The organism is Nocardioides sp. SR21 (assembly GCF_022761125.1).
GTDB lineage: Bacteria > Actinomycetota > Actinomycetes > Propionibacteriales > Nocardioidaceae > Nocardioides.
The window spans coordinates 188,475-214,868 of sequence record NZ_JAKWJR010000003.1 but is presented as its reverse complement, the minus strand read 5'-3'; the positions used below and the strand labels follow the sequence as shown (position 1 = coordinate 214,868).

The 26,394-nt window shown below is 70.8% G+C and carries 31 protein-coding genes; 18 read left to right on the top strand and 13 right to left on the bottom strand.

Features of this window, described 5'->3' with window-relative positions:
• Positions 1 to 71: 71 nt before the first annotated feature.
• Positions 72 to 1,421 (bottom strand): MFS transporter, encoded by a 1,350-nt coding sequence (locus MJ604_RS07055; RefSeq protein WP_243057614.1) that lies wholly within the window; start codon positions 1,419 to 1,421, stop codon positions 72 to 74.
• A complete protein-coding gene (locus tag MJ604_RS07050; protein ID WP_243057613.1) occupies positions 1,418 to 2,212 on the bottom strand; it encodes a glycerophosphodiester phosphodiesterase in 795 nt (264 codons plus the stop codon). Before MJ604_RS07050 ends, MJ604_RS07055 begins: the two co-directional genes overlap by 4 nt.
• A 35-nt stretch (positions 2,213 to 2,247) precedes the next feature.
• Between MJ604_RS07050 and MJ604_RS07045 the strand changes: the two genes are divergently transcribed.
• Positions 2,248 to 2,520 (top strand): zf-TFIIB domain-containing protein, encoded by a 273-nt coding sequence (locus tag MJ604_RS07045; RefSeq protein WP_243057612.1) that lies wholly within the window; start codon positions 2,248 to 2,250, stop codon positions 2,518 to 2,520.
• A gap of 174 nt (positions 2,521 to 2,694) precedes the next feature.
• Here MJ604_RS07045 and MJ604_RS07040 read toward each other — a convergent pair whose 3' ends face one another.
• Entirely contained in the window at positions 2,695 to 4,221 is a 1,527-nt protein-coding gene (locus tag MJ604_RS07040; protein WP_243057611.1) for a UDP-N-acetylglucosamine 1-carboxyvinyltransferase, read from the bottom strand.
• Between the two features lie 91 nt (positions 4,222 to 4,312).
• Between MJ604_RS07040 and MJ604_RS07035 the strand changes: the two genes are divergently transcribed.
• On the top strand, positions 4,313 to 5,329 hold the full coding sequence (locus MJ604_RS07035) for a zinc-dependent alcohol dehydrogenase family protein (RefSeq protein WP_243057610.1): 1,017 nt from the start codon (positions 4,313 to 4,315) through the stop codon (positions 5,327 to 5,329).
• 15 nt (positions 5,330 to 5,344) lie between these two features.
• On the opposite strand, the gene MJ604_RS07030 is transcribed toward MJ604_RS07035, so the two are convergent.
• The gene (locus tag MJ604_RS07030) at positions 5,345 to 5,749 is read right to left on the bottom strand and encodes a hypothetical protein (protein ID WP_243057609.1); all 405 of its coding nucleotides are present in this window, start codon (positions 5,747 to 5,749) and stop codon (positions 5,345 to 5,347) included.
• A 595-nt stretch (positions 5,750 to 6,344) separates the two neighbouring features.
• Here MJ604_RS07030 and MJ604_RS07025 point away from each other — a divergent pair.
• Positions 6,345 to 6,707 carry a hypothetical protein gene (locus tag MJ604_RS07025; protein WP_243057608.1) on the top strand — a complete coding sequence of 121 codons (363 nt, stop codon included), beginning with the start codon at positions 6,345 to 6,347 and terminating at the stop codon, positions 6,705 to 6,707.
• Positions 6,708 to 6,713: 6 nt separating this feature from the next.
• Here MJ604_RS07025 and MJ604_RS23760 read toward each other — a convergent pair whose 3' ends face one another.
• Positions 6,714 to 6,845: a hypothetical protein gene (locus MJ604_RS23760; protein WP_279235509.1), complete on the bottom strand. Its 132-nt coding sequence runs from the start codon at positions 6,843 to 6,845 to the stop codon at positions 6,714 to 6,716.
• A gap of 125 nt (positions 6,846 to 6,970) precedes the next feature.
• Here MJ604_RS23760 and MJ604_RS07020 point away from each other — a divergent pair, with 125 nt between their 5' ends.
• From MJ604_RS07020 to MJ604_RS07005, 4 genes are read left to right on the top strand one after another with little or no spacing between them, the layout of a single operon-like run.
• Positions 6,971 to 7,417, top strand: coding sequence for a helix-turn-helix transcriptional regulator (locus MJ604_RS07020; RefSeq protein ID WP_374458335.1), 447 nt, complete (start codon positions 6,971 to 6,973; stop codon positions 7,415 to 7,417).
• A 5-nt stretch (positions 7,418 to 7,422) separates the two neighbouring features.
• Positions 7,423 to 7,833, top strand: coding sequence for a VOC family protein (locus MJ604_RS07015; protein ID WP_243057607.1), 411 nt, complete (start codon positions 7,423 to 7,425; stop codon positions 7,831 to 7,833).
• A gap of 1 nt (position 7,834) precedes the next feature.
• Entirely contained in the window at positions 7,835 to 8,071 is a 237-nt protein-coding gene (locus tag MJ604_RS07010; RefSeq protein ID WP_243057606.1) for a hypothetical protein, read from the top strand.
• A 39-nt stretch (positions 8,072 to 8,110) separates the two neighbouring features.
• Positions 8,111 to 10,471 (top strand): excinuclease ABC subunit UvrA, encoded by a 2,361-nt coding sequence (locus tag MJ604_RS07005; protein WP_243057605.1) that lies wholly within the window; start codon positions 8,111 to 8,113, stop codon positions 10,469 to 10,471.
• Here MJ604_RS07005 and MJ604_RS07000 read toward each other — a convergent pair.
• Positions 10,434 to 10,610 (bottom strand): hypothetical protein, encoded by a 177-nt coding sequence (locus MJ604_RS07000; RefSeq protein WP_243057604.1) that lies wholly within the window; start codon positions 10,608 to 10,610, stop codon positions 10,434 to 10,436. The two genes, MJ604_RS07005 and MJ604_RS07000, sit on opposite strands and share 38 nt — an antisense overlap.
• Before the next feature lie 142 nt (positions 10,611 to 10,752).
• Here MJ604_RS07000 and mraY point away from each other — a divergent pair, with 142 nt between their 5' ends.
• Entirely contained in the window at positions 10,753 to 11,838 is a 1,086-nt protein-coding gene (mraY, locus tag MJ604_RS06995; protein WP_243057603.1) for a phospho-N-acetylmuramoyl-pentapeptide-transferase, read from the top strand.
• On the opposite strand, the gene MJ604_RS06990 is transcribed toward mraY, so the two are convergent.
• Positions 11,835 to 13,484, bottom strand: coding sequence for a hypothetical protein (locus MJ604_RS06990; RefSeq protein WP_243057602.1), 1,650 nt, complete (start codon positions 13,482 to 13,484; stop codon positions 11,835 to 11,837). The genes mraY and MJ604_RS06990 overlap by 4 nt on opposite strands.
• A gap of 155 nt (positions 13,485 to 13,639) precedes the next feature.
• On the opposite strand from MJ604_RS06990, the gene MJ604_RS06985 reads away from it, so the two are divergent.
• Both MJ604_RS06985 and MJ604_RS06980 read left to right on the top strand, forming a co-directional pair.
• A complete protein-coding gene (locus MJ604_RS06985; protein WP_243057601.1) occupies positions 13,640 to 14,221 on the top strand; it encodes a 2'-5' RNA ligase family protein in 582 nt (193 codons plus the stop codon).
• Positions 14,218 to 14,724: a VOC family protein gene (locus tag MJ604_RS06980; RefSeq protein ID WP_243057600.1), complete on the top strand. Its 507-nt coding sequence runs from the start codon at positions 14,218 to 14,220 to the stop codon at positions 14,722 to 14,724. Before MJ604_RS06985 ends, MJ604_RS06980 begins: the two co-directional genes overlap by 4 nt.
• 208 nt (positions 14,725 to 14,932) lie before the next feature.
• Here the strand turns inward: MJ604_RS06980 and MJ604_RS06975 are convergent, their stop codons facing one another.
• Together MJ604_RS06975 and MJ604_RS06970 are read right to left on the bottom strand one after the other, a co-directional pair.
• Positions 14,933 to 15,802: an LLM class F420-dependent oxidoreductase gene (locus MJ604_RS06975; protein WP_243057599.1), complete on the bottom strand. Its 870-nt coding sequence runs from the start codon at positions 15,800 to 15,802 to the stop codon at positions 14,933 to 14,935.
• A gap of 10 nt (positions 15,803 to 15,812) precedes the next feature.
• On the bottom strand, positions 15,813 to 16,532 hold the full coding sequence (locus tag MJ604_RS06970) for a M50 family metallopeptidase (RefSeq protein ID WP_243057598.1): 720 nt from the start codon (positions 16,530 to 16,532) through the stop codon (positions 15,813 to 15,815).
• A gap of 55 nt (positions 16,533 to 16,587) precedes the next feature.
• Between MJ604_RS06970 and MJ604_RS06965 the strand changes: the two genes are divergently transcribed.
• From MJ604_RS06965 to MJ604_RS06945, 5 genes are read left to right on the top strand one after another with little or no spacing between them, the layout of a single operon-like run.
• A complete protein-coding gene (locus MJ604_RS06965) occupies positions 16,588 to 16,800 on the top strand; it encodes a hypothetical protein (RefSeq protein WP_243057597.1) in 213 nt (70 codons plus the stop codon).
• Positions 16,797 to 17,231, top strand: a complete 435-nt coding sequence (locus MJ604_RS06960) for a hypothetical protein (protein WP_243057596.1) — start codon at positions 16,797 to 16,799, stop codon at positions 17,229 to 17,231. Before MJ604_RS06965 ends, MJ604_RS06960 begins: the two co-directional genes overlap by 4 nt.
• 13 nt (positions 17,232 to 17,244) lie before the next feature.
• Complete coding sequence (locus tag MJ604_RS06955; RefSeq protein ID WP_243057595.1) at positions 17,245 to 18,081, top strand: aldo/keto reductase; 837 nt, start codon at positions 17,245 to 17,247, stop codon at positions 18,079 to 18,081.
• The gene (locus MJ604_RS06950) at positions 18,078 to 19,109 is read left to right on the top strand and encodes an alanine racemase (RefSeq protein ID WP_243057594.1); all 1,032 of its coding nucleotides are present in this window, start codon (positions 18,078 to 18,080) and stop codon (positions 19,107 to 19,109) included. The genes MJ604_RS06955 and MJ604_RS06950 overlap by 4 nt, the downstream gene beginning before the upstream one ends.
• 22 nt (positions 19,110 to 19,131) lie before the next feature.
• Positions 19,132 to 19,806 carry a peptidylprolyl isomerase gene (locus MJ604_RS06945; RefSeq protein WP_243057593.1) on the top strand — a complete coding sequence of 225 codons (675 nt, stop codon included), beginning with the start codon at positions 19,132 to 19,134 and terminating at the stop codon, positions 19,804 to 19,806.
• On the opposite strand, the gene MJ604_RS06940 is transcribed toward MJ604_RS06945, so the two are convergent.
• Together MJ604_RS06940 and MJ604_RS06935 are read right to left on the bottom strand one after the other, a co-directional pair.
• Complete coding sequence (locus MJ604_RS06940) at positions 19,803 to 20,675, bottom strand: oxidoreductase (RefSeq protein WP_243057592.1); 873 nt, start codon at positions 20,673 to 20,675, stop codon at positions 19,803 to 19,805. The two genes, MJ604_RS06945 and MJ604_RS06940, sit on opposite strands and share 4 nt — an antisense overlap.
• Positions 20,672 to 21,115, bottom strand: coding sequence for an OsmC family protein (locus MJ604_RS06935; protein WP_243057591.1), 444 nt, complete (start codon positions 21,113 to 21,115; stop codon positions 20,672 to 20,674). The genes MJ604_RS06940 and MJ604_RS06935 overlap by 4 nt, the downstream gene beginning before the upstream one ends.
• A 109-nt stretch (positions 21,116 to 21,224) precedes the next feature.
• Between MJ604_RS06935 and MJ604_RS06930 the strand changes: the two genes are divergently transcribed.
• From MJ604_RS06930 to MJ604_RS06920, 3 genes are all read left to right on the top strand, one after another.
• Entirely contained in the window at positions 21,225 to 21,509 is a 285-nt protein-coding gene (locus MJ604_RS06930; protein WP_243057590.1) for a Fe-S cluster assembly protein HesB, read from the top strand.
• Positions 21,510 to 21,545: 36 nt separating this feature from the next.
• Positions 21,546 to 22,541, top strand: coding sequence for an NADP-dependent oxidoreductase (locus MJ604_RS06925; protein ID WP_243057589.1), 996 nt, complete (start codon positions 21,546 to 21,548; stop codon positions 22,539 to 22,541).
• Between the two features lie 100 nt (positions 22,542 to 22,641).
• Entirely contained in the window at positions 22,642 to 23,187 is a 546-nt protein-coding gene (locus MJ604_RS06920) for a hypothetical protein (protein WP_243057588.1), read from the top strand.
• Here the strand turns inward: MJ604_RS06920 and MJ604_RS06915 are convergent, their stop codons facing one another.
• Together MJ604_RS06915 and MJ604_RS06910 are read right to left on the bottom strand one after the other, a co-directional pair.
• A complete protein-coding gene (locus MJ604_RS06915; RefSeq protein WP_243057587.1) occupies positions 23,188 to 24,423 on the bottom strand; it encodes a YncE family protein in 1,236 nt (411 codons plus the stop codon).
• Between the two features lie 262 nt (positions 24,424 to 24,685).
• Positions 24,686 to 26,383, bottom strand: coding sequence for an aminotransferase class V-fold PLP-dependent enzyme (locus tag MJ604_RS06910; RefSeq protein WP_243057586.1), 1,698 nt, complete (start codon positions 26,381 to 26,383; stop codon positions 24,686 to 24,688).
• Positions 26,384 to 26,394 lie beyond the last annotated feature (11 nt).

Below are 26,394 nucleotides of genomic sequence, written 5' to 3'. Positions count from 1 at the left end.
TTCAACGGTACTGGCGAGGACAAGATTCCGGGAATCGCCAGGGTGGGTGAACTCACATCCTTAGAAGACTCTCAGACGACGCTCGGGAGCGGGTTCCCGGCCTCCTCGATGCCGCGGCGCGCATCGACGCGCAGGAGGAACACGATGCCGATCACGAAGAGCAGCATCAGGGCCAGCAACGCCGGGCGGTAGGAGTCCGTCCACTGGTGCACGAGACCGAACACCAGGGTGCCGATCCAGCTCGTGCCTCGCTCGCACGCCTGGTAGAGCGAGAAGTACTCCGCCTCGCGGCCGCGGGGGATGAGCTGGCTGTAGAACGAGCGCGACAGCGCCTGTGTTCCACCCAGCACGACCCCGATGGCCACCGCGAGGAGCAGGAACAGCGCGAGGTTCTCGTTCGGGACCAGCCAGCCGCCGACGACCACGACCAGCCAGATGAAGAGCCCGGCCAGGATCACGCGGTAGGCGCCGCGGACCTTCGCGACGCGCCCGAAGAGCAGCGCTCCGCCGATGCCCACGAACTGCACGACGAGGAACGCCAGCAGCACGGTGCTCTTCTCGAAGCCGAGCTCCTTCTCGCCGTACACCGAGGCCGCGTAGATCACGGTCTGGATGCCGTCGTTGTAGAAGAGGTAGGCGACGAGGAACGTCAGCGTGACGGGGTAGCGGCGCAGGTCCTTCAGCGTGCGCCACAGCTGCCCGAAGCTCGACTGGAGGAGGCCGCCCCGCTCGGCCACGGGGTTGACCGGCGGGCGGGAGCGGATGCCGCGCACCGGGATGATCGTGAAGACCGCCCACCAGATGCCGGCCGACAGCAGGCTGATCCGCACCGCGAGCTCGGTGTTGTCGCTCATCACGGTGAGCAGCACGAAGTTCGCCGCGAGCAGCAGGCCGCCGCCGAGGTAGCCCAGCGCCCAGCCGCGCGACGACACCCGGTCGCGGTCGTCGGGCTCGGCGACCTCGACGAGCAGGGCGTCGTACACGACCAGGCTGGCGCCGAGGCACAGCGTCGCGAGGACCAGCAGTGCCGCCCCGAGCTGCCAGTTCGAGCCCGCGACCAGGAACATCGCCGCCGCCATCAGGCTGCCGGCCCAGGCGAAGCCGCCGAGGAGCCGTGGCTTGTGGGCGCTGCGGTCGGCGACCGCGCCGACGATCGGCAGCACCAGGGCGGACAGGATCGTCGACGCGGTGACGAGGTAGAAGACCAGCGAGCCCGCGGAGACGTCGAGGCCGAGGACGTGCAGGTCCTGGGTGCACTTGAAGCCGGCGTCCTCGTCGGTCGCGCGGCCGCACGCGGCCTTCTCGGCGACGGCGGTGAGGTACGGCGCGAACAGCACCGCGGCGGTGGTGGTGACGAAGGCGCTGTTGGCCCAGTCGTACCAGTACCAGGCCTTCTGCTCCTGGAGCTGCTCCGCGGTCATCGCTCGCCCCTCCACTGGCCGCGCTCGATCAGCACGTCCTTGAGTATGTCGGTGCGGTCGGTGAACAGGCCGTCGACGCCCCGGTCGAGCAGCTCGTGCATCTCGGCGGGGTCGTCGACCGTCCACACGTGGACGTGCCGACCGGCGGCGTGCGCCCGGCGTACGAAGCCCGGGGTGACGACGCGGACCCGGCCGCGGCGGTGGGGGACCTGGTAGGCCTGGAACCGGCCGAGGCGGGCGAGCGGCAGCAGCCGGCAGAGCACGACCTCGAGCGGGGAGGCGGACGTCGGGACCCGCCCGGCGGCGTACGCCCGGAAGCGGCGCAGCCGGCTCGCGGAGAACGAGCCCACCAGGACCCGGTCCCATGCCTGGCGAGCGGCGACGAAGTCGGCCAGCGCGCTGACAGCGCCGTCGGACTTCAGGTCGATGTTGAACCGGGCGGCCGGGAAGGCGTCGAACAGCTCGGCGAGCGTCGGCACCGCCTCGCGGCCGCCGACCAGCGCACCGCGCACCTCGGCGTGGCTGAGCCGGCTGATCTCCCCGACGCGGTCGGTGACCCGGTCCAGGACGCTGTCGTGGAAGGCCAGCAGCACCCCGTCGCGAGTGACGTGCACGTCGGTCTCGAGGTAGTCGTAGCCGAGCTCCACGGCGTGCCGGAACGCGGCGAGCGTGTTCTCCAGGCCCTCGATCTCGGGGTGGTAGGCGCCGCCGCGGTGGGCGTAGGCGAGGACGGATCCGGGTTGGTCGAGCACCGTGTCGAGAAAGGGGAAACCGGTCCGCGGCGAGGTCACTGGTGCAGTATCAACCACCCCGGTAGCGTCGCAGCATGGAGACCTTGACCTGTCCTGTCTGCAGCGCCGAGATGGTCACCCGCGCGATCGCCGCCGCCGTGGGGGAGGGCGGGATCAGCCAGTGTCCGGCCGGGCACGGGGTCTTCCTGGCGCGCGCCGAGCTCGGTGACCTGATCGAGGCCGAGAACGACTGGCACCGCCACGCCGGCCAGCACACCGCGCCGATGCCGCGCATCACCGCCGACATGACCGCGCCCCCGGCCGCCAAGGCCCCGCCGCGGGCGTGGGTCGAGACGCTGTTCGAGTGACCCGAGACTGAGCTTGCGAAGTCTCGGACGCGGTCACCGGGTCGAGTAGCCCCGCGGCTGAGGAACGAAGCCGCGACGGACGTATCGGGACCGAGTGGAGATCTCGATACGCCGGTCGCGGCTACTCAATCTGGCTGCTGGGTCCCGGCCTTCGCACACTCCGGCCGGGGCAGCTCAGATGTCCCGGAACGTCTCGATCGAGGCGCCGAGGTGGTTGAGGCGCTCGGCGAGGTCCTCGTAGCCACGGTGGATGACGTACGTCGACCGCAGCACCGAGGTGCCCTTGGAGGCGAGCATCGCCAGCAGGATCACGACCGCCGGGCGGAGCGCCGGGGGGCAGACGAGCTCGGTGCCGGTGAACGAGACCGGACCCTCGATCATCACGCGGTGCGGGTCGAGCAGCTTGACCTTGGCGCCGAGCTTGTTCAGGTCGGTGAGGTAGATCGCGCGGTTCTCGTAGACCCAGTCGTGCAGGAGGGTCTGGCCCTCGGCGACCGCCGCGATCACCGCGAAGAACGGCAGGTTGTCGATGTTGAGGCCCGGGAACGGCATCGGGTGGATCTTGTCCAGCGGAGCGTGCAGCTGGGACGGCTTCGTGGTCAGGTCGACCAGGCGGGTGTGGCCGTTGAGGGCGACGTACTCCTCGGAGCGGTCGTACTGGAAGCCCATCTCCTCGAGCAGCGCGAGCTCGATCTCGAGGAACTCGATCGGGACCCGGCGGATCGTGATCGAGGACTGCGTGACGATGGCCGCGGCGAGCAGCGACATCGCCTCGATCGGGTCCTCGCTGGGCGCGTAGTCGACGTCGACGTCGATGTCCTCGAGCCCGGTCACGGTGAGCGTCGTGGAGCCGATGCCCTCGACGGTGACGCCGAGTCTCTGCAGGTAGAAGCAGAGGTCCTGGACCATGTAGTTCGACGACGCGTTGCGGATCACGGTGGTGCCCGGGTGCAGCGCGGCCGCCATCAGCGCGTTCTCGGTGACGGTGTCGCCACGCTCGGTGAGGACGATCGGCCGGCCCGGCTCGATGGCCCGGTTCACCTGCGCGTGGTAGCTCCCCTCGGTCGCCTTCACCTCGAGGCCGAACGGCCGCAGCGCGGCCATGTGCGGCTCCACCGTGCGGGTGCCGAGGTCGCAGCCACCGGCGTACGGCAGCTCGAAGACGTCCGCGCGGTGCAGCAGCGGGCCGAGGAACATGATGATCGAGCGGGTACGGCGCGCGGCCTCGGCGTCGACGTGGTCGAGGTCGAGCTCCTTCGGCGGGATGATCTCGAGGTCGTTGTCGTCGTTGAGCCAGCGGCACTGCACGCCCAGGCTGGTCAGCACCTCGAGGAGGCGGTTGACCTCCTCGATCCGGGCGACCTTGCGCAGCGTGGTGCGACCCCGGTTGAGCAGCGTGGCGCAGAGCAGCGCGACGCCGGCGTTCTTGGAGGTCTTGACGTCGATCTCGCCGGACAGCGTGGTCGGCCCGTTCACCCGCAGGTGCGTGGGGCCGGCGCCGAGCGCGACGATCTCGGAGTCCAGGGCGGCACCGATCCGGGCGATCATCTCGAGCGAGAGGTTCTGGTGACCCTTCTCGATCCGGTTGATCGCGCTCTGGCTGGTGCCGAGGAGATCCGCGAGCTGGTGCTGGGTGAGCCCGCGGTGCTTGCGGGCGTCGCGAATGAGGTTCCCGATGCGATTCTTGTATCCCTCAGTCATACCGCCACGGTAACTCACATATGAGATAACGCAACTTCGCCAGGTCCGGGCGAGTCGCGGGGCCGGGGGAGCCCCTGCGAGGATGGCGGACATGCGCGCCACCACCATCCACGGTACCCGCGACATCCGCGTCACCGAAGTTCCCGACCCGACCATCAGCGCCCCGACCGACGCCATCGTCAAGGTCGTCGCCGGGTGCATCTGCGGCTCGGACCTGTGGCCGTACCGCGGCGAGAACCCGGTCACCGCCGGCGACACCATCGGCCACGAGTGCGTCGGGATCGTCGAGGAGGTCGGCGCCGACGTGCGCTCGTTCAAGCCCGGCGACTTCGTCGTCGTGCCGTTCGACCACTGCGACAACACCTGCCCGCACTGCCAGTACGGCGCCCAGAACGCCTGCGACAACATCGGGTTCACCGCCAGCGGGCAGGCGGAGTACGCCCGGGTCACCCAGGCCGACGGCAGCCTGGTGAAGACCGACGGCGTGCCCGACAAGTCCCTGCTGCCGTCGGTGCTGACGATCTCCGACGTGATGCCGACCGGCTGGCACGCCGCGGTCACCTCGGGCGTCCGCCCGGGAGGTACGGCGGTCGTCGTCGGTGACGGTGCCGTCGGGCTGTGCGGCGTGCTCGCCGCCTCGATGCTCGGCGCCGAGACGATCGTCGCGATGTCGCGGCACGAGCCGCGTCAGGCCGTGGCGCGGACCTTCGGCGCCACGCACATCGTCGCCGAGCGGGGCGACGAGGGCGTGGCCGCGATCATGGAGCTGACCGGGGGAGTGGGGGCCGACGCCGTCCTCGAGTGCGTCGGCACCGACGACTCGATGCGGACCGCGTTCCAGATCGCCCGGCCGGGCTCGCGGGTCGGCTTCGTGGGCGCCCCGCACGGCGTGACGCTCCCGGTACGCCGGATGTTCGTCAACAACATCGGTCTCGGGGGCGGCATGGCGCCGACGCGCAAGTACATGCCCGAGCTGCTGGCGAAGGTGCTCGACGGCAGCATCCAGCCCGGACTGGTCTTCGACAGCACGCTGCCGCTCGACGAGGTGGCCGAGGGCTACCGCGCGATGGACGAGCGGCGCGCGATCAAGGTGCTGATCGAGCCCTGACGCCCAGGCGCCGGCTCAGTCCCGGTTGCCGGCGGCGTACATCCCGGTGCCCGCGAGGAGCACCGCGCCGGCGATGACCTCGGACAGGAAGACCACGTGCGAGTTGTCGAGGAACACGCCGAACAGGACGAGCAGGATGCCGCAGATGCCGAGCAGACCGATGATCGGCTTCTTGGGGAGCGAGGAGCACAGCGCCATCGCGCAGGTGACCACGATGGTCGCGGTGAACCCGCCGCGGTAGCCGGCCCACATGCCCTCGGCGTCGAGCGGGTAGAGCATCCAGGTCGCGAGGATCAGGCCGATCCCCGACGAGAGGATCAGCACCCAGCCCACCGGGCCGACGACGTGCACGGGCTCGGCCGGGGTGATCGTGGTCGCGGTCGCCGGGACGTTGCTGCCGGTCTTCACGGGAGTCGCCATGAGCGGAATCGTAGTGGGTCCGCGACGCGCCCGGGCGCAGGGGAGCGGGGCCTGGATCAGGGCCAGGATCAGGGCCAGGATCGGGATAGGTCGACGGTCGCCCGGAACTGCCCGTGCTCAAGCGGGTTGGCGACCGTCGACCCAGTCGGAGGAAGCGTGGATCGCGCTACGTCCGACGTTCCTGATGGGGGTCGGTGAGGGCGAGGTCAGACGGCGACCAGGTCGGCGGACCGACCCGGCATGCGCGCCGGCACACAGTCGCAGCTGTCTCCACACGCAAGGTAGGTGTGGAGGGCATGCCCGCACTGTGGGCATGGCATGTCGTGCGACAAGTGCACCGTGTTGGTCTGGACGGTGTCCCACATGGCTCTACCTCCCCCCACGCCTCGCTGAAGCCCCCCAATGCGGTTCGTCCATCGCTCGACGAGCGGTACGAACCTCGCTTGTGACGGTAGGGACGGCAGCGACCGTTGGGGCGCGAACCCGGACGAATGACCCACCCGGGGGATGTCGCGTAGTCCGTTCGGGCCTGGGGTGCTCTCCGTCGTCTCGGCGTTCGGCGGACGCGGCCGGGATGCCTTGTCATGCTGTGCGCGTGCACTCGTCGTCCCGGCTCGCGGCCGGCTTCTTGAGCTGTGTGCTCCTCGTGGCGCTGCCGACCGGCTGCTCCGACGACGGCTGCGACGGCCAGGCCTACCAACCCGACCTCGGTGGGGACGGCGCCGAGACGCCGATCCAGGCGCTCGAGTCCTGGCTCGGGACCCACGGGGGACTGCCCGAGCCGCCGGTCGAGGACTGGGTGATCGCCGACGACGGCGACCCGGCCGCCACGGAGGTGTCGATCACCAACGAGGACGGCGCCGGCTGGTACGTCACCGCGGCGCGCACCGACCAGGGCGGCTGGGTGGTCAGCTCGGCGACCGATGACGCCACGAGCTGCGCGGACGAGCTGGAGTAGCTCGGGTCAGGACGCCTTCAGCGGGTGGCAGTCGCAGCTGTCACCGCAGGGGAGGTAGGTGTGCGGCGCGTGCCCACAGTGCAGGCACGGCAGGTCGTGCGTCAGGTGCACGACGTTGTCCGTGACGGTGTCCCACATGGTGCTCCTCCTTCGCCGACCTTGCTTCGGTCCCTGTTCCTCATCACCCGACAGGAGCGCTGTCCGGCATGCTGGATACATCGGCAGCGACGCCCTCGACTTGAGACAGATGGGACGATCCAGCTGTGACCAGCACCCCCGCCTCGGAGCAGCGTCGGCGCGAGCTCGTGCTGCTGCGCCGGGTGCGGGACCGGATGGACCGCGAGTACGCGCAACCGCTCGACGTCGAGGCGCTCGCCCGCGGTGTGCACCTGTCCGCCGGCCACCTCAGTCGCGCGTTCAAGGCGGCGTACGGCGAGTCGCCGTACAGCTATCTGATGACGCGCCGCATCGAGCGGGCCATGGCGCTGCTCCAGCGCGGCGACCTGAGCGTCACCGACGTCTGCTTCGAGGTGGGCTGCCAGTCCCTGGGCACGTTCAGCACCCGCTTCAAGGAGCTGGTCGGGATGTCGCCGAGCGCCTACCGGGACGCCGCGCGCGAGATGGACGGCGTGCCGCCGTGCGTGGTCAAGCAGGTCATCAGACCGATCAGGAATCGAGAAGCGCCCGCCGGCGATCCGCCCCTAGCGTGAGCGTCATGAACCTCACCATCCACACCACCGTCCTCCCGCACGAGGACCCGGACGCCTCCGTGGCGTTCTACCGCGACGCCCTCGGCTTCGAGGTCCGCTCCGACCACGGCGAAGGGACGATGCGCTGGATCGTCGTCGGACCCGTGGGGCAGCCGGAGACGTCGATCCTGCTGGGGCCGCCCGCGGTGGACCCGGGCATCACCGACGACGAGCGCCGGGTCATCGGCGACATGATGGCCAAGGGCACCTACGGCTGGATCCTGCTGGCCAGCACCGACGTCGACGCGACGTTCGATACCGTGCAGGCCACCGGCGCCGAGGTGATCCAGGAGCCGATCGACCAGCCGTACGGCCTGCGGGACTGCGCGTTCCGCGACCCGGCCGGCAACACCGTCCGCATCCGACAGGTGGCCTGACATGAAGACGATGACCTGCCGCCAGATGGGCGGCCCCTGCGACCAGGCGTTCCAGGGCAAGGACGCCGACGCCGTGATCAACCAGCAGGACCAGCACCTCAAGGACATGGTCGCCGCCGGCGACGAGGCGCACGTGCCCGCGAACAAGGACATGCGCGGCCGGTGGAAGCACCCCATCAAGGGGATGGGCTGGTACAAGGACACGAAGAAGGCGTTCGCCGCCCTCCCCGACGACTGATCCCGAACGTTGGCCACGAACGATGGAGAGAATGCCCGCATGACGACGCATGCCGCCGACAGCCATGACCTGATCCGCGTGCAGGGCGCCCGGGTGAACAACCTGCGCGACGTCAGCGTGGAGATCCCGAAGCGCCGGCTGACGGTGTTCACCGGGGTCTCCGGGTCCGGCAAGAGCTCGCTGGTGTTCGGGACGATCGCGGCGGAGTCGCAGCGGCTCATCAACGAGACCTACAGCGCGTTCGTGCAGGGCTTCATGCCCTCCCTGGCCCGCCCCGAGGTCGACCACCTCGAGGGCCTCACGACGGCGATCATCGTCGACCAGGAGCGGATGGGGGCCAACCCTCGCTCGACGGTCGGCACTGCGACCGACGCGAACGCGATGCTGCGGATCCTGTTCAGCCGCCTCGGCGACCCTTACGTCGGTCCGCCGACGGCGTACTCCTTCAACGTCCCCACCCGCAAGGCCAGCGGGATGATGACCACCGAGAAGGGCGGGCGCACCGAGCGGAAGGTCGCCAAGCAGGAGATCTACCTCGGCGGCATGTGCCCGCGCTGCGAAGGCATGGGCAGGGTCAACGACATCGACCTGACCGCCCTGTACGACGACGAGAAGTCGCTGAACGAGGGCGCCCTCACGGTGCCGGGCTACTCGATGGACGGGTGGTACGGCCGGATCTTCGAGGGCATGGGCCTGCCGATGGACAAGCCGATCAAGGCCTTCACCAAGAAGCAGCTCGAGACGATGCTGTGGGCCGAGCCGACCAAGATCAAGGTCGAGGGGGTCAACCTCACGTTCAACGGCATCATCCCGCAGATCCAGAAGTCGATGCTCTCCAAGGACCCCGAGGCGATGCAGCCGCACATCCGGCGGTTCGTCGAGCGGGCGGTGACGTTCCAGACGTGTCCCGACTGCGACGGCACCCGGCTGACGCCCGAGGCGCGGGCGTCCAAGATCCACGGCAAGTCGATCGCGGACCTGTGCGAGATGCAGATCAGCGACCTCGCCGACTGGGTGCGCGCGCTGAAGGAGCCGTCCGTCGCGCCGCTGCTCAAGGGGCTGCAGCACCTGCTCGACTCGTTCTCCGAGATCGGGCTGGGCTACCTGTCCCTCGACCGGCCGGCCGGCACGCTGTCCGGGGGAGAGGCCCAGCGGACCAAGATGATCCGGCACCTCGGGTCGTCCCTCACCGACGTGACCTACGTCTTCGACGAGCCCACGATCGGCCTGCACCCCCACGACATCGAGCAGATGAACGGCCTCCTGCGCCAGCTGCGCGACAAGGGCAACACGGTGCTGGTGGTCGAGCACAAGCCGGAGACGATCGCGATCGCCGACCACGTCGTCGACATCGGCCCGGGGGCCGGCACCGGGGGCGGCACGATCTGCTTCGAGGGGGACATCGACGGCCTCCGCGGGAGCGGCACGATCACCGGCAAGCACCTCGACGACCGCGCCTCGCTCAAGGGCTCCGTCCGCTCGGCCACCGGTCAGCTGGAGGTGCGCGGCGCCAGCACGCACAACCTGGTCGACGTCGACGTCGACGTCCCGCTGGGCGTCCTGACCGTCGTCACCGGCGTCGCGGGCTCCGGCAAGAGCTCGCTGATCCACGGGTCGCTCGCCGGGCGCGACGGCGTCGTCGTCATCGACCAGGGCGCGATCAAGGGCTCACGGCGCAGCAACCCGGCCACCTACACCGGTCTCCTCGAGCCGATCCGCAAGGCCTTCGCCAAGGCCAACGGCGTGAAGCCGGCGCTGTTCAGCTCCAACTCCGAGGGCGCCTGCTCGACCTGCAACGGCGCTGGCGTGATCTTCACCGAGCTCGGCCCGATGGCCACCGTCGAGTCACCGTGCGAGGAGTGCGAGGGCCGCCGGTTCAAGGCCGAGGTGCTCGAGCACACGCTCGGCGGCAAGGACATCGCGCAGGTCCACGAGATGTCGGTGACCGACGCGCTCGCGCACTTCAGCGACGGCGAGGCGAGGATCCCGGCCGCGGCGAAGATCCTCGAGCGGCTCGTCGACGTCGGCCTCGGCTACATCACGCTCGGCCAGCCGCTCACCACGCTGTCCGGCGGCGAGCGGCAGCGCCTGAAGCTGACCGTGCAGATGGGGGAGAAGGGCGACGTCTACATCCTCGACGAGCCCACGACCGGCCTCCACCTCGCCGATGTCGAGAACCTGCTCGGGCTGCTGGACCGGCTGGTCGACTCGGGCAAGTCGGTGATCGTCATCGAGCACCACCAGGCGGTGATGGCGCACGGCGACTGGATCATCGACCTCGGCCCGGGCGCCGGTCACGACGGCGGCAAGGTCGTCTACGAGGGCACGCCCGCCGACCTGGTCGGCGCGAAGAAGAAGACGCTCACCGGGCAGCACCTGGCGGCGTACGTCGCCGGATGATCCGGACCACCGAGAAGACCACGACGAACGCAGCGAGGGCGACCATCGTCCAGTCGCCGTCCGCGAGGTTGATCCCGAGGAACCAGAGCCCGAGCAGGCCGAGGATGATCCATCCCCAGGGCAGGTCCTTGCGGTTCATGCGGGAAAACTACACCGGTGTCGACGTTCGTCCCGACTCCTGGATATACCGCCGATAACTGACATTATGTCATCTTGCCTAGGCGGGAGCCGGTCGGTGCGCCTCGACCGCTCTGCCCCGCCCCTGGCCCAGAATGAGGTCAATGCGGGCGATCCTCCTCAGCGGCACCCTGGCGATGGTCTGCTCGTTGCTCGGCACCCGGTACGCCATCGGGTACTTCGCCCGGCAGGGATTCGGGCAGCCGATCCGTGTCGACGGCCCGTCGACGCACCACGTGAAGCGCGGCACGCCGACCATGGGCGGGCTGGTGATCCTGCTGAGCGCCGTGGCGGCGTACCTCGTCGCGACGTTCGCGACCGGTGGCTCCCCCAGCGCCAGCGCCTGGCTCCTGGTGCTGCTCCTGCTCGGCTGCGGCGCCGTGGGCTTCCTGGACGACTTCATCAAGGTCTACCAGCAGGACAACCAGGGCCTCAGCAGCCGCGCCAAGCTGGCCGGCCAGACGCTGGTCGCCCTGGTGTTCGGCGTCCTGGCCACGAGCTTCTTCGCCGACGAGCGTGGCGTCCGGCCCGCGTCGCAGTACCTCTCGACGACGCATGACTTCGGCGTCAAGCTCCCGCTGGTCGTCACGCTGCTGGTGATCTGGTTCATCGTCACCGCGACGTCCAACGGCGCGAACCTCACCGACGGTGCGGACGGCCTGCTCGCCGGCACGTCCGCGCTGCTCTTCGGCGCGTACGTCGTCGTGAACATCTGGCAGAACAACCAGCTGTGCGGCTCCTCGAGGCCCACGACCGTCGAGGCGCAGTGCTACGAGGTGCGCGATCCCCTGGACCTCGCGGTGTTCGCCGCCGCCATCGCCGCGGCGTGCGTGGGCTTCCTGTGGTGGAACGCCAAGCCCGCGCGGATCATCATGGGCGACGTCGGGTCCCTGGCGCTCGGCGGCGCCCTCGCCGGGCTGGCCATCATGTCGCGCACCGAGCTGCTGATGGCGGTCATCGCCGGGCTGTTCGTGATCGAGACGCTCTCGGTGATGCTGCAGATGGGCTACTTCAAGCTGAGCAGGCGACTCACCGGCACCGGCCGCCGGCTCTTCCGGATCGCCCCGATCCACCACCACTTCGAGCACGTGGGCTGGGACGAGGTCACCGTGGTGATCCGCTTCTGGATCATCGCGGCGATCTGTGCCGCCGTCGGGCTGGGGATCTTCTACGCCTCGTGGCTCACCTAGCTGCGTGTCCGCGGCAGCCGCACGGTCACGCTGCGGCTCGGGGCCACCGGCGTACCGGCCGCGACCCGGAAGGTCGTCGACTGTCGTAGCCGGACCTTGACCCGGGCCACGCCCTTCCGCGACGTCGTCGTCGTCCGGACCGTGCGCCAGCCCTCGTCGGTCCTGCGCTGGAAGCTGACCCGGCTGCCCGGTACGACGGCACCGGTCTCCGAGAGCACCACGGCGGTCAGCCGCACCCACCCGCTGCGGCGCGCGACGCTGGGGCCGCTCAGCCGGACCTTGTGAGCGGAGCTGCCGACCGGGAGCTCGGGATCGACGTCGGACGCTCCCCCGGCGATCTCGACGACCGCGCCGTTCTCGTCCTGCCTGATCGTGGTCACGGTCAGCGTCCCGGTGCCGGTCGTGAACATCGTCCCGGGCAGCAGTGCGCGGTCGTAGTCGAAGGAGTCGGTGCCCAGCGGGGTCGCATCGAGGTGGTAGCTGCCGTGGAGGTGGTAGGCCGACGGGTCCTCGCGGTACAGCAGCACGCCCAGCGAGGGCTTGTACGGATTGAGCGACCACACCGCGTCCCGGCCGGTGGCCGTTCGGTACTCCACGTAGTAGCGCTCGCCGTTGGTGTCCGTGAGCCTGAGACCTCGGCCCGGCGCCGTGGTGTCGGACAGCGGCGGGATCGTGACCGTCGCCGGACCGGCGACGGCGCGGATCGCGCCCGGGTCCAGGCCGAGGTCGTCGAGGTGCGGGGCATTGAGGTTGCCCTCGCCGTACCGCTTCCCCGAGTAGCCCATCACGTCGAGCAGGTCCTCGTAGCGCCACCGTGCACAGTTCGAGCCGTAGGTCCGGCCGTTCCACACGCCGTCCTGCGCGCCGGCGCAGCGCAGCGCGCTCGCGTGCGCCAGGCCCAGGTTGTGGCCCAGTTCGTGGGCGTAGAGCGACTGGTTGTCGTCGGAGACGAACGTCGCGTTGCGAGCCGCCTCGAGCCCGCCCAGCGTGCCGTAGCCGTACTGGCAGTCGTCGGTCGCGGACGACCCGGTCGGAGCCACCAGCATCAGGTACCGCCCCGGCCCGAGCACGTCGACGCCCTCGTCGGCGAACTTCTCGATCGCCTCGTTCCACATCGCCGTGGTGTCGCCGCACGGGTGCTCGGACACGTACTTGCCCAGCGTTCCGCCGTACTCGAAGGTGACGGCTCCCCCGGTCTGGCTCCCCCAGTAGTCGCTGGCGCTCGCCAGGGTCCGCTGGACCGACGCGACCGTGTTGGTGTTGTCGGCGAGCGTGTAGCCGGCGGGCGACACGATGCCGACGTACACCCGGCGATCGAGAACGGCAGGAGTCGACCCCTCGCGGGCCGCTCGGGTGGCGACGACGTCGGCGGCCTCGCCGCCGCGCACCTCGGCCGTCACGTGCTGGCCGGGCGCCACGTCGATCCCGTCGGCCAGCGGGACGAAGCCGTCCGGGGTCGCGAGCGCGAGGTCCGTCTCCTCCCCTCCCCTGGCGTGGTCCGGTGCCTCTGCGACGAGCTCGGTGACCACGCCGGACACGCGTGCGCTGTCGACGGCGTCGGCCGTCCTCGCGTTGGCCATGACGGAGGTCCCCAGCGGTGCGCCGAGCGCGACCGTGAGTGCAGCAGCGACGAGTGCGCGCGTCACCTGGGACTCCATTCCGTTGGCTGTCGGTCCGAGTGCTGTCTGGACCTGTCGCCAATCCGTTGGCGACCAGTTGCTGTCGGTTCCTATCGGCCGCCAACGTGGGTACCTGTGCAGAAATGCACCGCCTCCCTCGCCCTCTCCCCTAGGTTTCCGCCATGCCCGAGCCGCGCCCCCACAGCGGACTGATCGTCGAGGTCCCCGAGTCCGAGGCCGCCGTCTCGCACCACCGCGACGCCCTCGACGTCAACGCGCGCGGCGGGGTGCCGGCCCACTTCACGGTGCTCTTCCCGTTCCTCCCGCCGGACCGGATCGACGGCGCCGTCCTGGAGCACCTGACCGCGCTCTTCGGGGCGGTCCCGGCGTTCGACATCGCCCTCACGCGCACCGCGTGGTTCGACCGCCACGTGCTGTGGCTGGCGCCCGAGGACCCGGCGCCGTTCCGCGCTCTCACGGCGCTGGTGCACGCGGCGTACCCGGAGTTCCCGCCGTTCGCGGGGCTGTACGCCGACGTCGTGCCGCACCTCACCGTCGGGCACGGCGAGCAGCTCGAGGAGATGGAGCTGGCCGAGCTCTACGTGAAGCAGCACCTGCCGATCCGCTCGACCGCCCGCGCGGTCACGCTGATGACCCAGGCCGCGCCCGACGGCCCGTGGACCACCGCCGCGCGGTTCCCGCTCGCGACCGGGGACGAGACGGCTGGCGCGGCCGGTGAGGCGAGGGCTACCGTCGCGCTATGAGCGCCCCCGATGCCGCCGCCCTCGCCGCGATCGATGCCGAGCGGACCCGGATCCGCGACACCTACCTCGCCCCCGAGGAGACCCGGCCGGCGTCGTCGGCGCGCGGGGTCCACCACGTCGCGATCGTGGTCGCCGACGTCGAGACGACCGTGCGGTTCTACCAGGAGCTCCTGGAGTTCCCGCTCACCGAGCTGTTCGAGAACCGTGACTACCCGGGCTCGAACCACTTCTTCTTCGACATCGGCAACGGCAACCTGATCGCGTTCTTCGACTTCCCGGGCCTCGGCGTCGGGCCCTACGCCGAGGTGCTCGGCGGCCTGCACCACCTGGCGATCTCGGTCGCGCCCGAGAACTGGGCGCGGCTCAAGGGCAAGCTCGACGCCGCCGGCGTGGAGTACCTCCACGAGAGCGGCACGTCGATCTACTTCCGCGACCCCGACGGCACCCGCGTCGAGCTGATCTCCGACCCGCTCGGCGAGATGTACGGGACGAAGGTTCTCTGACCATTCGTGCGACTCAGGTGCGCGGAATGGTCACCAACCGCACGTTTGCGGGGCCGAGATCTGCGGTTGGTGACCATTCCGTGCCACCAGAAGCCGCAGCGGGGCCGACGGAGCGCCGGCCCACCGCATCGCCGGCTCACCGCACCGAATGGTCACCAACCGCAGCCGGGAGCGTTCCCAATCTGCGGTTGGTGACCATTCCGCGTCCTCAGAGCTCCGCGAGCCGCGGCAGCACGTCGGCGCACACCGCCGTGGTCCAGCCGGCCGGGTCGTCGGCCATCGGCGCCAGCGTGATCAGCTCGATGCCGAGGGCGGCGTACTCCCCCATCGACGCCACGAACGCGTCGGTGTCCCGGAGCGGGTCGGTCTCGACGATCATCGTCTTCTCGATCGTGTCGTAGTCGCGGCCGACGTCGTCGCAGTGCCGGCGCAGGACGTCGAGCTTGTGCTGGATCGCGGCCGGGTTCTCGCCGAACAGGTTGCACGCGTCGGCGTGCTGGGCGACCAGGCGCAGCGTCTTCTTCTCACCACTCCCCCCGATCAGGATCGGCGGGTGCGGGTCCTGCACGGGCGGCGGGACGTTGACAGTCTCGGCGAGCCGGTAGTGCCGGCCCTCGTAGCTCCCGTCGTTGCTCGACCACATCTGCTGCACGACCTCGAGCGTCTCCTCGAGCCGCTCGAACCGCTCGCTCATCGGCGGGAACGGCACGCCCAGGCCCTCGTGCTCCCGGTCGTACCAGGCGGCGCCGATGCCGAGCATCGCCCGGCCTTCCGAGAGCACGTCGAGCGTCGTGACGATCTTGGCGAGCAGACCCGGATGGCGGTACGTCGCGCCGGTCACCAGCAGGCCGAGCCGCACGTCCGACGTCTGGCCCGCGAGGTAGCCGAGCGTCGTGTAGCCCTCCAGCATCGGCTCCGGCGGACCGCCGAGGTTCTCCATCTGGAAGTAGTGGTCCATCACGGTGAACCACGCCGCGCCGCCCTGGTCCGCGGCCCGGGCCGTCGCGGTCAGCCGATCGAGGAGCGTGGACTGCCAGTCGGGGTGGGTGAAGTTCGCGTAGTGGATGCCGATGCGCACGCGCTCGACCCTACGCCGCGGCCCACAACCACCGGCCGCCCACGAACAGGCAGCCGCAGGTGACGAGCAGGAAGATCCCGACCCAGACCAGGCCGGGCACCCGGGTCAGCCGCGCCAGCTGGTCGGCGTCCGACGTGCGGGCGCCACCGGCGCGCCGCAGCGTCTGCAGCTCGAGCACCGGCCGGGGCGCCGCGATCAGCAGGAACCAGGTGCCGGCGTACGCCGCCAGCGACTGCACGGTCTCGCTCCCCCACCAGCTCACCGCGAACACCGCGGCGCCGGCGATCCCGACGGCGTACAGCCCGTAGAAGTTACGGATCTGGACGAGCAGCAGCGCCAGCAGGAGCACCACGAGCCACAGCACGGCCAACGCGTGCTGACGGTGCAGCAGGTACGCCGCTCCGAGGCCGAGCAGTGCCGGGCCGACGTACCCGGCGAACGCGGTGGCGACCATGCCCGGCCCGGTCGGCCGGCCACGGGACACGGTCACACCGGAGGTGTCGGAGTGCAGCCGGATCCCGGAGAGCCGGCGGCCACTCAGCAGCGCGGCGACGCCGTGCGCACCCTCGTGCGCGATCGTGACGACGTGCCGGCCGATCCGCCACGTCCACGGCAGCACCACCACCAGGGCGGCGGCCACCGCGGTCAGCAGCACCTCCAGCTGGGCGGGCGCGGGCTGGGAGCCGGTGACGTCGTCCCAGATCGAGGACAGGACGTCGGCGGCGGTCACGAAGGAAGCCTGCCGGACGCGCGTGCACGACGGGGTGACCGGGTACGCCCTCGTCATGACTGACGAGAAGATGGAAGCCATCCAGAACGTGGTCGACCGCGTGACCTCCTGGCAGGACGGCGCGCCCGAGGGCACCGTCGAGGCCGAGCTCCGCAAGGGCTTCGGCGAGGTCGGCGTCGACGTCTCCGAGCACGACACCCGCAGGCTCGCGGACGCGATCGAGTCCGAGCACGGTGCCGTCTCTGCCGAACGGGTCCTCGCCGGATGACCGGTCCGGACGCCGACCACCGGCGTCCCGACGGGGTCTCCGACGCGACGGTCGAGGCGCTCGGCCGGCTCTCCGAGGCGCTCGAGGCGATCGAGATCGCGCGCGGGCACCTCTACACGTTCCACCGCCTCTCCGGCACCGCCGACCTGACCCTCGGCGACGCCGTCGCGAAGCTCCGCCACGCCGGCCACACCGAGCTCGCCGACCGCATCGAGCGGGAGCTCGTGGGTCGCAACGTGCTCGACGGGCGCTGGACGTTCCAGGTCGTCGAGGAGTACGACGACGGCTACTACGCCGCCTTCCGTGAGCTCGAGCGGGCCGCCCGCGACGAGCTCGTGGGCGGCAGACGACACCTCTACGAGGCCGAGATGAAGGAGGACCGTCGTACCGACGGCGAGGACGGGCACGACGCGACGCCCGGCGATGCCTGAGTACGTTGATCCCATGGCGATCCCGACCCACACCCTCAACGACGGCACCGCCCTCCCCGCGATCGGCTTCGGCACCTACCCGCTGCGCGGCGACGACGGCGTGGCGGCGGTCCAGAGCGCGATCGAGAACGGCTACCGGCTGATCGACACCGCGGTGAACTACGAGAACGAGACCGAGGTCGGCGAGGCGATCCGCCGCTCCGGCCTCGACCGCGACGAGCTCGTCGTCGCGAGCAAGATCCCGGGCCGGCACCACGGGTACGACGACGCGATCGCCAGCGTGCACGGCTCGCTGGAGCGGCTCGGCCTCGAACGCCTCGACCTGCAGCTCATCCACTGGCCGAACCCCTCGGTCGGGCAGTACGTCGAGGCCTGGCGCGCACTGATCGACCTGCAGGAGCAGGGACTCGTGCGCTCGATCGGCGTCTCGAACTTCAGCGCCGAGCACCTCGAGCGGATCATCGACGAGACCGGCGTGACGCCCGCGGTGAACCAGATCGAGCTGCATCCCTACTTCCCGCAGTCGGTGATGCGGGACGCCAACGAGAAGTACGGCATCCGCACCGAGTCGTGGAGCCCGCTCGGCAAGCGCCGGGCGCCGTTCGCCGAGCCGCCGGTCGCGGCGGCCGCGGAGCGGCTCGGCGTCACGCCCGGCCAGGTGATCCTGCGCTGGCAGGTGCAGCTCGGCGCGGTCCCGATCCCGAAGTCCGCGACACCCGAGCGGCAGCGGCAGAACCTCGACGTGTTCGGCTTCGAGCTCACCGACGACGAGGTCGCGGCGATCACCGCGCTCGGCCGCCCCGACGGCCGGCTCTTCGGCGGCGACCCGGACACCCACGAGGAGATGTGAGCGCGCCACCGACGCCGTACCTGCGGGTCGATGTCGCCCGGCTGGCCGCGAACATCGAGAAGGCGGCGGCCATCGGCGTCGCGCTGAGACCGCACGTCAAGACGCACAAGTGCGTCGAGATCGCGCGGATGCAGGTCGCGGCAGGAGCGCAGGGCATCACGGTGGCGACGATCGGCGAGGCCGAGGCGTTCGTGGACGCCGGGTTCGACGACGTGTTCATCGCGTACCCGCTGTGGGTCGACGCGCGTGCCGCCGAGCGGCTGCGCGCCCTGGCCGACCGCGCCCGGGTCACGATCGGCGTCGACTCCGTCGCCGGCGCGGCCAACGCCGGCCGGCTGCTCGGTGACCGCGTCTCGGCGCTGGTCGAGGTCGACAGCGGCCACCACCGCAGCGGCGGTCCGCCGCAGCGCGCCGCCGAGGTGGCCCAGGCGGGCGTCGAGGTGCGGGGCGTGTTCACGTTCCCCGGGCACAGCTACGCGCCGGACGGCCGGGCCGCCGCGGCCCAGGACGAGGCCCGCGCCCTCGCGGTGGCGGCCGGCGCGTTGCGGGCGGCGGGCATCGAGCCGGAGGTGGTCAGCGGCGGCTCCACCCCGAGCCTGGCCGACTCCGACACGGGCGTGCTGACCGAGCTGCGCCCGGGCGTCTACGTCTTCAACGACGCGCAGCAGTGGGAGCTCGGCACGGTCGGCTCCGACCGCATCGCGCTGACGTGCCGCGCGACGGTGGTCAGCCATGCGGGCGGTCGGCTCGTGCTCGACAGCGGGAGCAAGCTGCTCGGCGCGGACCGGGCGGCGTACGCCACCGGGTTCGGCCGGTTGCTCCAGCACCCCGACGCGCGGGTCGTGCAGCTCTCGGAGCACCACGCCGTGGTCGACCTGGGCGGGGCGCCGCTGCCTCCACTCGGCAGCCAGGTGGACGTCATACCGAACCACGTCTGCAACGCCGTGAACCTGGTCGACGAGCTCTGGGCCGACACCGGCGACGACCTGCTCCGGTGGCCGGTGGCCGGGCGCGGGCGCAACTCCTGAGCCGCTCCCCTACGATCTCCGCATGCTCGTTCGCACCGCTGCGCTCGCCCTGACCACCGTCCTCGCCCTCGCCGGCTGCTCCGGCAGCGACGAGTCCTCGGACGCCTCCGCGAGCGACCCCGCTCCCACGACCGGCGTCGAGTGCCTGTACCCGGCCGACACCCAGGGCGCCTCCAAGGAGGTGGAGCAGCCGTCGCAGCTGGCGACCGAGACCGGGACCGTCGAGGTCACGCTGGCCACCTCGGCCGGCGACATCGGCCTGGAGCTCGACGCCGACGCGACGCCGTGCACGGTCCACTCGTTCGTCTCGCTCGCCGAGCAGGGCTACTTCGACGGGACCACCTGTCACCGCCTCACGACCCCGGAGTCCGGGATCGCGGTGCTGCAGTGCGGCGACCCGACGGGCACCGGCACCGGCGGCCCGGGGTACTCGTTCGAGGACGAGCTCACCGGTGACGAGACCTACCCGGCCGGCACGCTGGCGATGGCGAACGCCGGCCCGAACACCAACGGCTCGCAGTTCTTCATCGTGTACGGCGACACGCCGCTGCCCGCGTCGTACACCGTGTTCGGCACCGTCGACGAGGACGGCCTGGCGGTCGTCCAGGAGATCGGCGACGCCGGCACCACGACCGGCGCTCCCGACGGCCCGCCGGCCACCCCGGTCGACATCGAGTCGGCCACCGTCGAGAACTAGAGCGGGAACCGGACCCCGGTCAGCTCCTCCGAACGCTCCCACAGCCCGCGCGCCAGGACGGTGTCGCGGGCTGTGGCGCTCCGGCCGACCTCCGTCGGCCAGCCGCGCATCTCCAGGAAGCCGTCGGGGCCGATGTAGGTGTTGCCGGGCACGTCCACGGTCGCGGCGTACAGCGTGGTCAGCGCGCCGCGCTCGACCGGCATCCCGGCGAGCTTGTGGCCCCACGAGCCGACCCAGGTCTTGAACCGGTTGCCGGTGTTGCCGGTGATCGACGTGGCCGTCGAGCCGGGGTGCGCGCCGACGGCACGGACGGACGAGCCGGTCTCGCGCAGGCGCCGGTCGAGCTCGAGCAGGAACAGGAGGTTCGCCAGCTTCGAGGCGCGGTAGGCGCGGAACGGCTTGTACCGCCGGCGCTGCCAGTCGAGGTCGTCGAGGTCGACCTCGCCGCGGGCGTGCGCGTCGGAGGAGATCACCACGACACGGTCGGAGATCGACGGCAGCAGCAGGTTGGTGAGCGCGAAGTGGCCGAGGTGGTTGGTGCCGAGCTGGGTCTCGAAGCCGTCGACGGTCCGGCCGTACGGCACCGCCATCACCCCGGCGTTGTTGACCAGCACGTCGACGGGGCCGACCGAGCCGGCGAACTCCCGCACCGACGACAGGTCCGCGACGTCGAGGCGGCGTACCTCGACCATGCCGGTCATCGACCGCGCCGCGGTCCCACCCTTGTCGGTGTTGCGTACGGCGAGCACCACCTCGCCGCCCGCGGCGGCCAGCGCGCGTGCGGTCTCGAGGCCCAGCCCGCTGCTGGCGCCGGTGACGACGAAACGGCGCCCGTCCTGGCGACCCAGCGCCCAGCGGGCTCTCGTCACCGCGGCGCCTCGACGTACTCGACCGGGCTCCCGACCTCGACGGTGCGGCCGACCGTGCACAGGCGGTCGCGGGTCTGGGCGAGCGCGCGCGGCATCACCTCGCGTGCCTGGTCGCCCGCCGCGCCCTCGGGGAAGCGCACGTCGAACGTGATCTGGAGGTTGACCAGGCGGTTGCCGTGCTCGTCGCGGATCTTGTCGCCCTGGGCGTGCACGGCGAACGACGTGGCCTCGGCGCGCTTGCCCGTGATGAGGTCGACGTCGATCGCGCCACAGCCGGCCAGCGCCGCGAGCAGCAGCTCGACCGGGGTGAAGTCCGGGTCGGCGCCGGAGCCGATCGGGAGCACGCCGCCGCGCTGGTTCGTGGCCCGGTAGCGGCCCTCCCCCATCTTGGTGAGGTCGATCTGGCGCAGCGTGTCCGGGCTCGTCTCCGAGGTCGTCATGCGCACAGCGTGCCAGACCGCCGACACGCCCGGGATCGGCGCCCGGTTGTCTCCTTCCGCCCGATTTGTCACGGTGGAAGGACAACTGACCGCAACGTGGAAGGCGAGCATGCTCACCCTCACCGAGAACGCCAGTGCCATCGTCAACGAGATCACCTCGCAGCCCGGGGTCGCCGAGACCGCCGGTCTCCGGATCACCTCCGAGCCCGGACCGGAGCCCGCGTTCGCGATCTCCGCAGCCCAGGAGGGCGCACCCGGCGACCAGGTCGTCGAGCAGGCGGGAGCGACCGTCTACGTCGAGGAGTCCGCGGCCGTGCTCCTGGAGGACAAGATCCTCGATGCCGCGGTCGACCCCACCGGCAAGGTGGAGTTCGCCCTGGCCCTCCAGGGCTGACGCCGGCGGTTCGGGAGGCTTTGGCAGGATCGCGGTATGACGACCGCACGCGAGATCCACCTGGCCTCCCGACCGCAGGGCTGGCCGACGCCGGACGACTTCCGGACCGTCGAGACCACGCTGCCCGACCCCGGCCCCGACCAGGTGCTGGTGCGCAACACGTACATGTCGGTCGACCCGTACATGCGCGGCCGGATGAACGACGTGAAGTCGTACGTGCCGCCGTTCCGGCTCGACGCCGTCATGGACGGCGGCGCGGTCGGCGAGGTCGTCGCCTCCGGCACCCCCGACCTCGCGGTCGGCGACACCGTGCTGCACCAGGCCGGATGGCGCACCCACGCGCTGCTCCCGGCCGCCGCGGTCCGCCGCGTCGACGTCTCGCAGGTCCCCGCGTCGGCGTACCTCGGCGCCCTCGGCATGCCCGGGATGACGGCGTACGTCGGCCTCACCCGGATCGCCGAGATGAAGGAGGGCGAGACCGTCTTCATCTCGGGCGCGGCCGGCGCGGTCGGGTCGGCCGCCGGCCAGATGGCCAAGCAGCTCGGTGCCGCGAAGGTGATCGGCTCCGCCGGTGGCCCCGAGAAGTGCGCGTGGCTGACCGATGAGCTCGGCTTCGACGTCGCCCTGGACTACAAGGCCGCGCCGATCGGCAAGCAGCTGCGGGAGCACGCGCCGGTCGACGTCTACTTCGACAACGTGGGCGGCGACCACCTCGAGGCCGCGATCTTCGCGATGGCCGACTTCGGGCGGATCGCCGCGTGCGGCGCGATCGCCGAGTACAACGCCGAGGCGCCCTCCCCCGGCCCTCGCAACATGATGATGTTCGTCAGCAAGCGCCTGACGCTGCGCGGCTTCATCGTCACCGACCACGGCGATGCCGCCTCGGAGTTCTACCAGCGCGCCGGCGGCTGGGTCGCGGACGGCTCCCTCACCTGGCGCGAGACCGTCGTCGACGGGATCGACAACGCCGTCGACGCGTTCCTCGGCCTGCACCGCGGCGACAACACCGGGAAGATGCTGGTCCGGCTCTAGTGTCCTGAGCCGGAGGGCGTGCCCTCGTGTGCGCGGAGCGCCCACGGGCTTGATCCAGGACGCGAGGTTTCGCGGCGGCGCCACGAGGCACCTTCCCTGCATGAAGCGCGCTCTCGGCACCGTTGCAATCTCCGTCGTCACCGCCCTCGCACTGTCAGCCGCGCCCGCGGGCGCGGCGCAGGTGACCGTTCCCGACCCGCAGGGGGACAGTCCCGAGGCGCCGCTCGACCTGCTCGGGTTCACCGCGAGCAACAACGACCTGCACCTCCGCATCGAGCTCACCGTCGAGGACGCCACCCGCGACGGCGACCTGTTCGTGAACGTCAAGCCGCGCCAGGGCGATGGGGTGCGGATCGTCAGCCGGTTCCGGCCGGCCGGCAAGTCCCGGACCTTCCTGCTCGACCAGGCGGTCACCGACGACGGCGCCGGCAAGAACACCCGGCTCCGGTGCCCCGGGCTGAAGCTGCGTCAGGGCTTCGCCGGCTCTCTCCCGACGATCATCTTCGACCTGCCGTCGCGATGCCTGTCGAAGGGCAACTACGGTGCGCTCCGCCTCATCGCGGTGGTCGAGGCGGACCGGGACGCCCAGGTGAAGCCCGAGGCGAACGACGAGATCGCGAAGTCCGACTACGTCGCTCGCGGCTGACTAGAGGAACCCACGTCGTACGACGCCGTTGCGCACCCGCTGCGGGTGGTCGCCGACCGGGACCGTCTTGACGACCCTCTGGGTGCGGTACGAGATCTTCGCGACCTCGTCGGTGCCGCTCCACGAGATGTAGCAGTACCGGCCGTCCCAGCTCTGGGTCAACCAGTACGGCTTGCCGTCCGCCTTCTTCAGCAGCGGTCCGCGACGGAGCGTGTCGGCGTCAACGACCGTCGCATAGTCGGACATCGTCCCGGCGACACAGATCTTGGTGCCGCTCGGGTTCATCGCGATGCCGTGGTGGGCGGAGTCCAGGAGGTACTGCTCCCTGGGCATCTCCGGCACCAGGTTCGGCAGGTTCTTGACCCGGGTGATCCTGCCGGTGGCGCGGTCCATCTCGACGAACCCGTGCAGGAAGGACAGCTGGAAGTACACGCTCCGGTCGTCCGGCGAGAGCGTCATCGGGCGTACGGCGGTGCTGGTGTCCTCCAGGCCCGCCTCGTCGAGCGCGGCCCGCAGGTCGTAGGTGCGCAGCACCTCGAACGTCCTCGCGTCGACGATCTGGAGCCGCCGCTCCTGCTTGGTCGGGTCGAGCACCGGGTCGTCGAGCGGGCTGTAGACCATGCCGATGCTGGCGTGGATGATCCGCCTGCCGCCGTCGATGTAGACGTTCTCGTGGGGCGAGCCGCCCGACGGGAAGCGGCCGATCTCCTTGCCGTCCCGGACGCGGAGCACGTGGACGACGTTGGCGGTCGAGGCGCTGACGACCACGTGCCTGCCGTCGGGCGAGATCGCCATGTGGTCGGAGCGGACGCCGTCGACCTCGAAGCGCCAGACGATCTCCTCGGTGTCGAGGCTGATCGCGACGACGTCAGCGAAGGACGGGCGGGAGACGACCAGCAGCCGGCCGTCGGGCGAGGAGTACATGTCGTCGACGTACTGGTCGTGGCCCTCACCGATCAGCGCGCGGATCGCCAGGAAGTACGCGAGTCGGTACGGGTCGGTCGCGATCTCCCGGATCCGCTCCTCCCTGTCGGGCACCACGTCGATGCGGCCGAGGCGCTCGAAGCTCCCGGGAGCGAGGAGGTCGGCGGTGCCCTCCCAGTTGTTGCCGACGAACACGACGCGGCGCAGGTCGGGGCCGGGGTCCAGCACCGCGCGCTGGTCACCCGCGCTCGCGGGCGTGGCGAGGCCGAGCAGCAGCGTCACAGCCGCCAGCGTCCTGATCGCGAGTCCCATGCGCAGGCAACGAGCGGCGTTCGTCGGCGGTTACGGTGGGGGCGTCGTACCTCCCGCCGCAGGTTCACCATGTGATGTGGCCGAACCTGCACTTCACATGGTCTGCACGCCATGAGAAGTGTCGGTTCACCTGCATCACATGGTGAACCTGTGACGACGAGCTGCCCGGCAACGTGCGGTGGATCGCTCGCCTGCTGCCGGACGGCCTCGATACGTCGGCCGCGACCTCGTTCCTCGGTCGCGCGACTGCTCGCCTGACCTTCTACTCGGCTTCTCGCAGGCTCGACGCCGGAAGGTCGAACCACCGCAGGTGCTCGAAGTCGGCGCTCAGGTGACCCGGGTGCGAGGCCAGGTCCGGCGACGGGGCCGCGGCGAGGATCTCCGCCCCCTCGCGCAGGTGCTCGGTGAGCAGGTCCTCTCCCCCGGTGGCCCGGTTCGTGGGCATCGAGGCGCGGCCGCCGGCGTACGAGACGTCCCGCAGGCTCAGCGGCGGGGTGACGACGCCGTCGCGGTGGCGCCAGAGGCCGGAGGTCGGCTCGAAGCAGTAGTCGCCGAGCAGCTTCCAGCCGTCGCGGGCGACGAGGCGGACCGCCTCGATGAGGTAGTCGACCACCGCGTCGGAGACGAAGTAGTTGAAGTTGATCCGCACCCAGCCCGGCTTGATGCCCTCGCAGCCGCCGGTGATCTCGCGCTCGAACTCGTGGGAGCGGTCGATGTCGATGCCGAGCAGCCGGTGGCCGTACGGTCCCGCGCAGGAACAGCCGCCGCGCGACTGGATGCCGAAGAGGTCGTTGAGCAGGGCGACCACGTAGTTGTGGTGGAGGTAGCGGCCCGAGGGCGAGCGGACGATGAAGGACACGATCGAGAGGCGCTCGGCGTCGAGGTTGCCGAGCAGCTCGATCCCCGGCTCGTCGCGCCAGGCGCTGACGGCGCGCTCCAGGTGCCGCTCCTCCTGCTCGCGGATCGTGTCGGTGCCGACCGCCTGCTTGAGCTGGAACACCAGGCCCGCGCGGATCGACTCGATGATCGCGGGCGTGCCGCCCTCCTCGCGGTGGGTGGGGTCGGCGAGGTAGGCGTGGTCGTCGTCGTTGACGTACGACACCGTGCCGCCGCCGGGCACGTCCGGCACGCGGTTCGCGAACAGCTCGCGGCGCGCGGCCAGCACGCCCGGGGTCGACGGCCCACCGATGAACTTGTGCGTCGACAGGAACACCGCGTCCTTGTACGACAGCGGCCGGCCCTCCGCCGCACCCATCGTGATGTCGACGTACGGCGCCGCCGCGGCGAAGTCCCAGAAGCTGAGGGCTCCGTGCTCGTGCAGGAGCTCGGCGATGCGGGCGGTGTCGGACACGATGCCGGTGACGTTCGAGGCGGCGGAGAACGACCCGATCCGCAGCGGGCGGTCGGCGTACTTCTCGAGCTGCTCGGCGAGGTCACTCAGGTCGACGCCGCCGTCGATGTCCTGGCGGATCGTGACCACGTCGGCGATCGACTCGCGCCACGGCAGCTCGTTGGAGTGGTGCTCGTACGGTCCGATGAACACGACCGGTCGCTGCGCGGGCGGGATCCGCTCGGTGAGCGCGTGGGCGTCGTCGAGCACCGACGGGACGCGGAGCCCGAGCACCCCGATCAGCTTCGCGATCGCCCCGGTGCACCCGGAGCCGGCGAACAGCACGACCGTGTCCTCGTCGCCGCCGAGCGACTCGTGGATGATCGCCCGGGCGTCCTCGCGCAGCCGGGTCGTCTGCAGGCCGGTGCCGCTGGACTCGGTGTGGGTGTTGGCGTAGCTCGGCAGCACCTCGTCGCGGATGAAGTCCTCGATGAAGCCCAGCGCGCGGCCCGACGCGGTGTAGTCGGCGTACGTCACCCGTCGCGGGCCGTACGGCGTCTCCATGACGTGGTCCTCGCCGATCACCGACTCGCGGATCAGGGCGAGGAGCGCCTGCTTGCCCTCCTCCACGTGCCCACGAT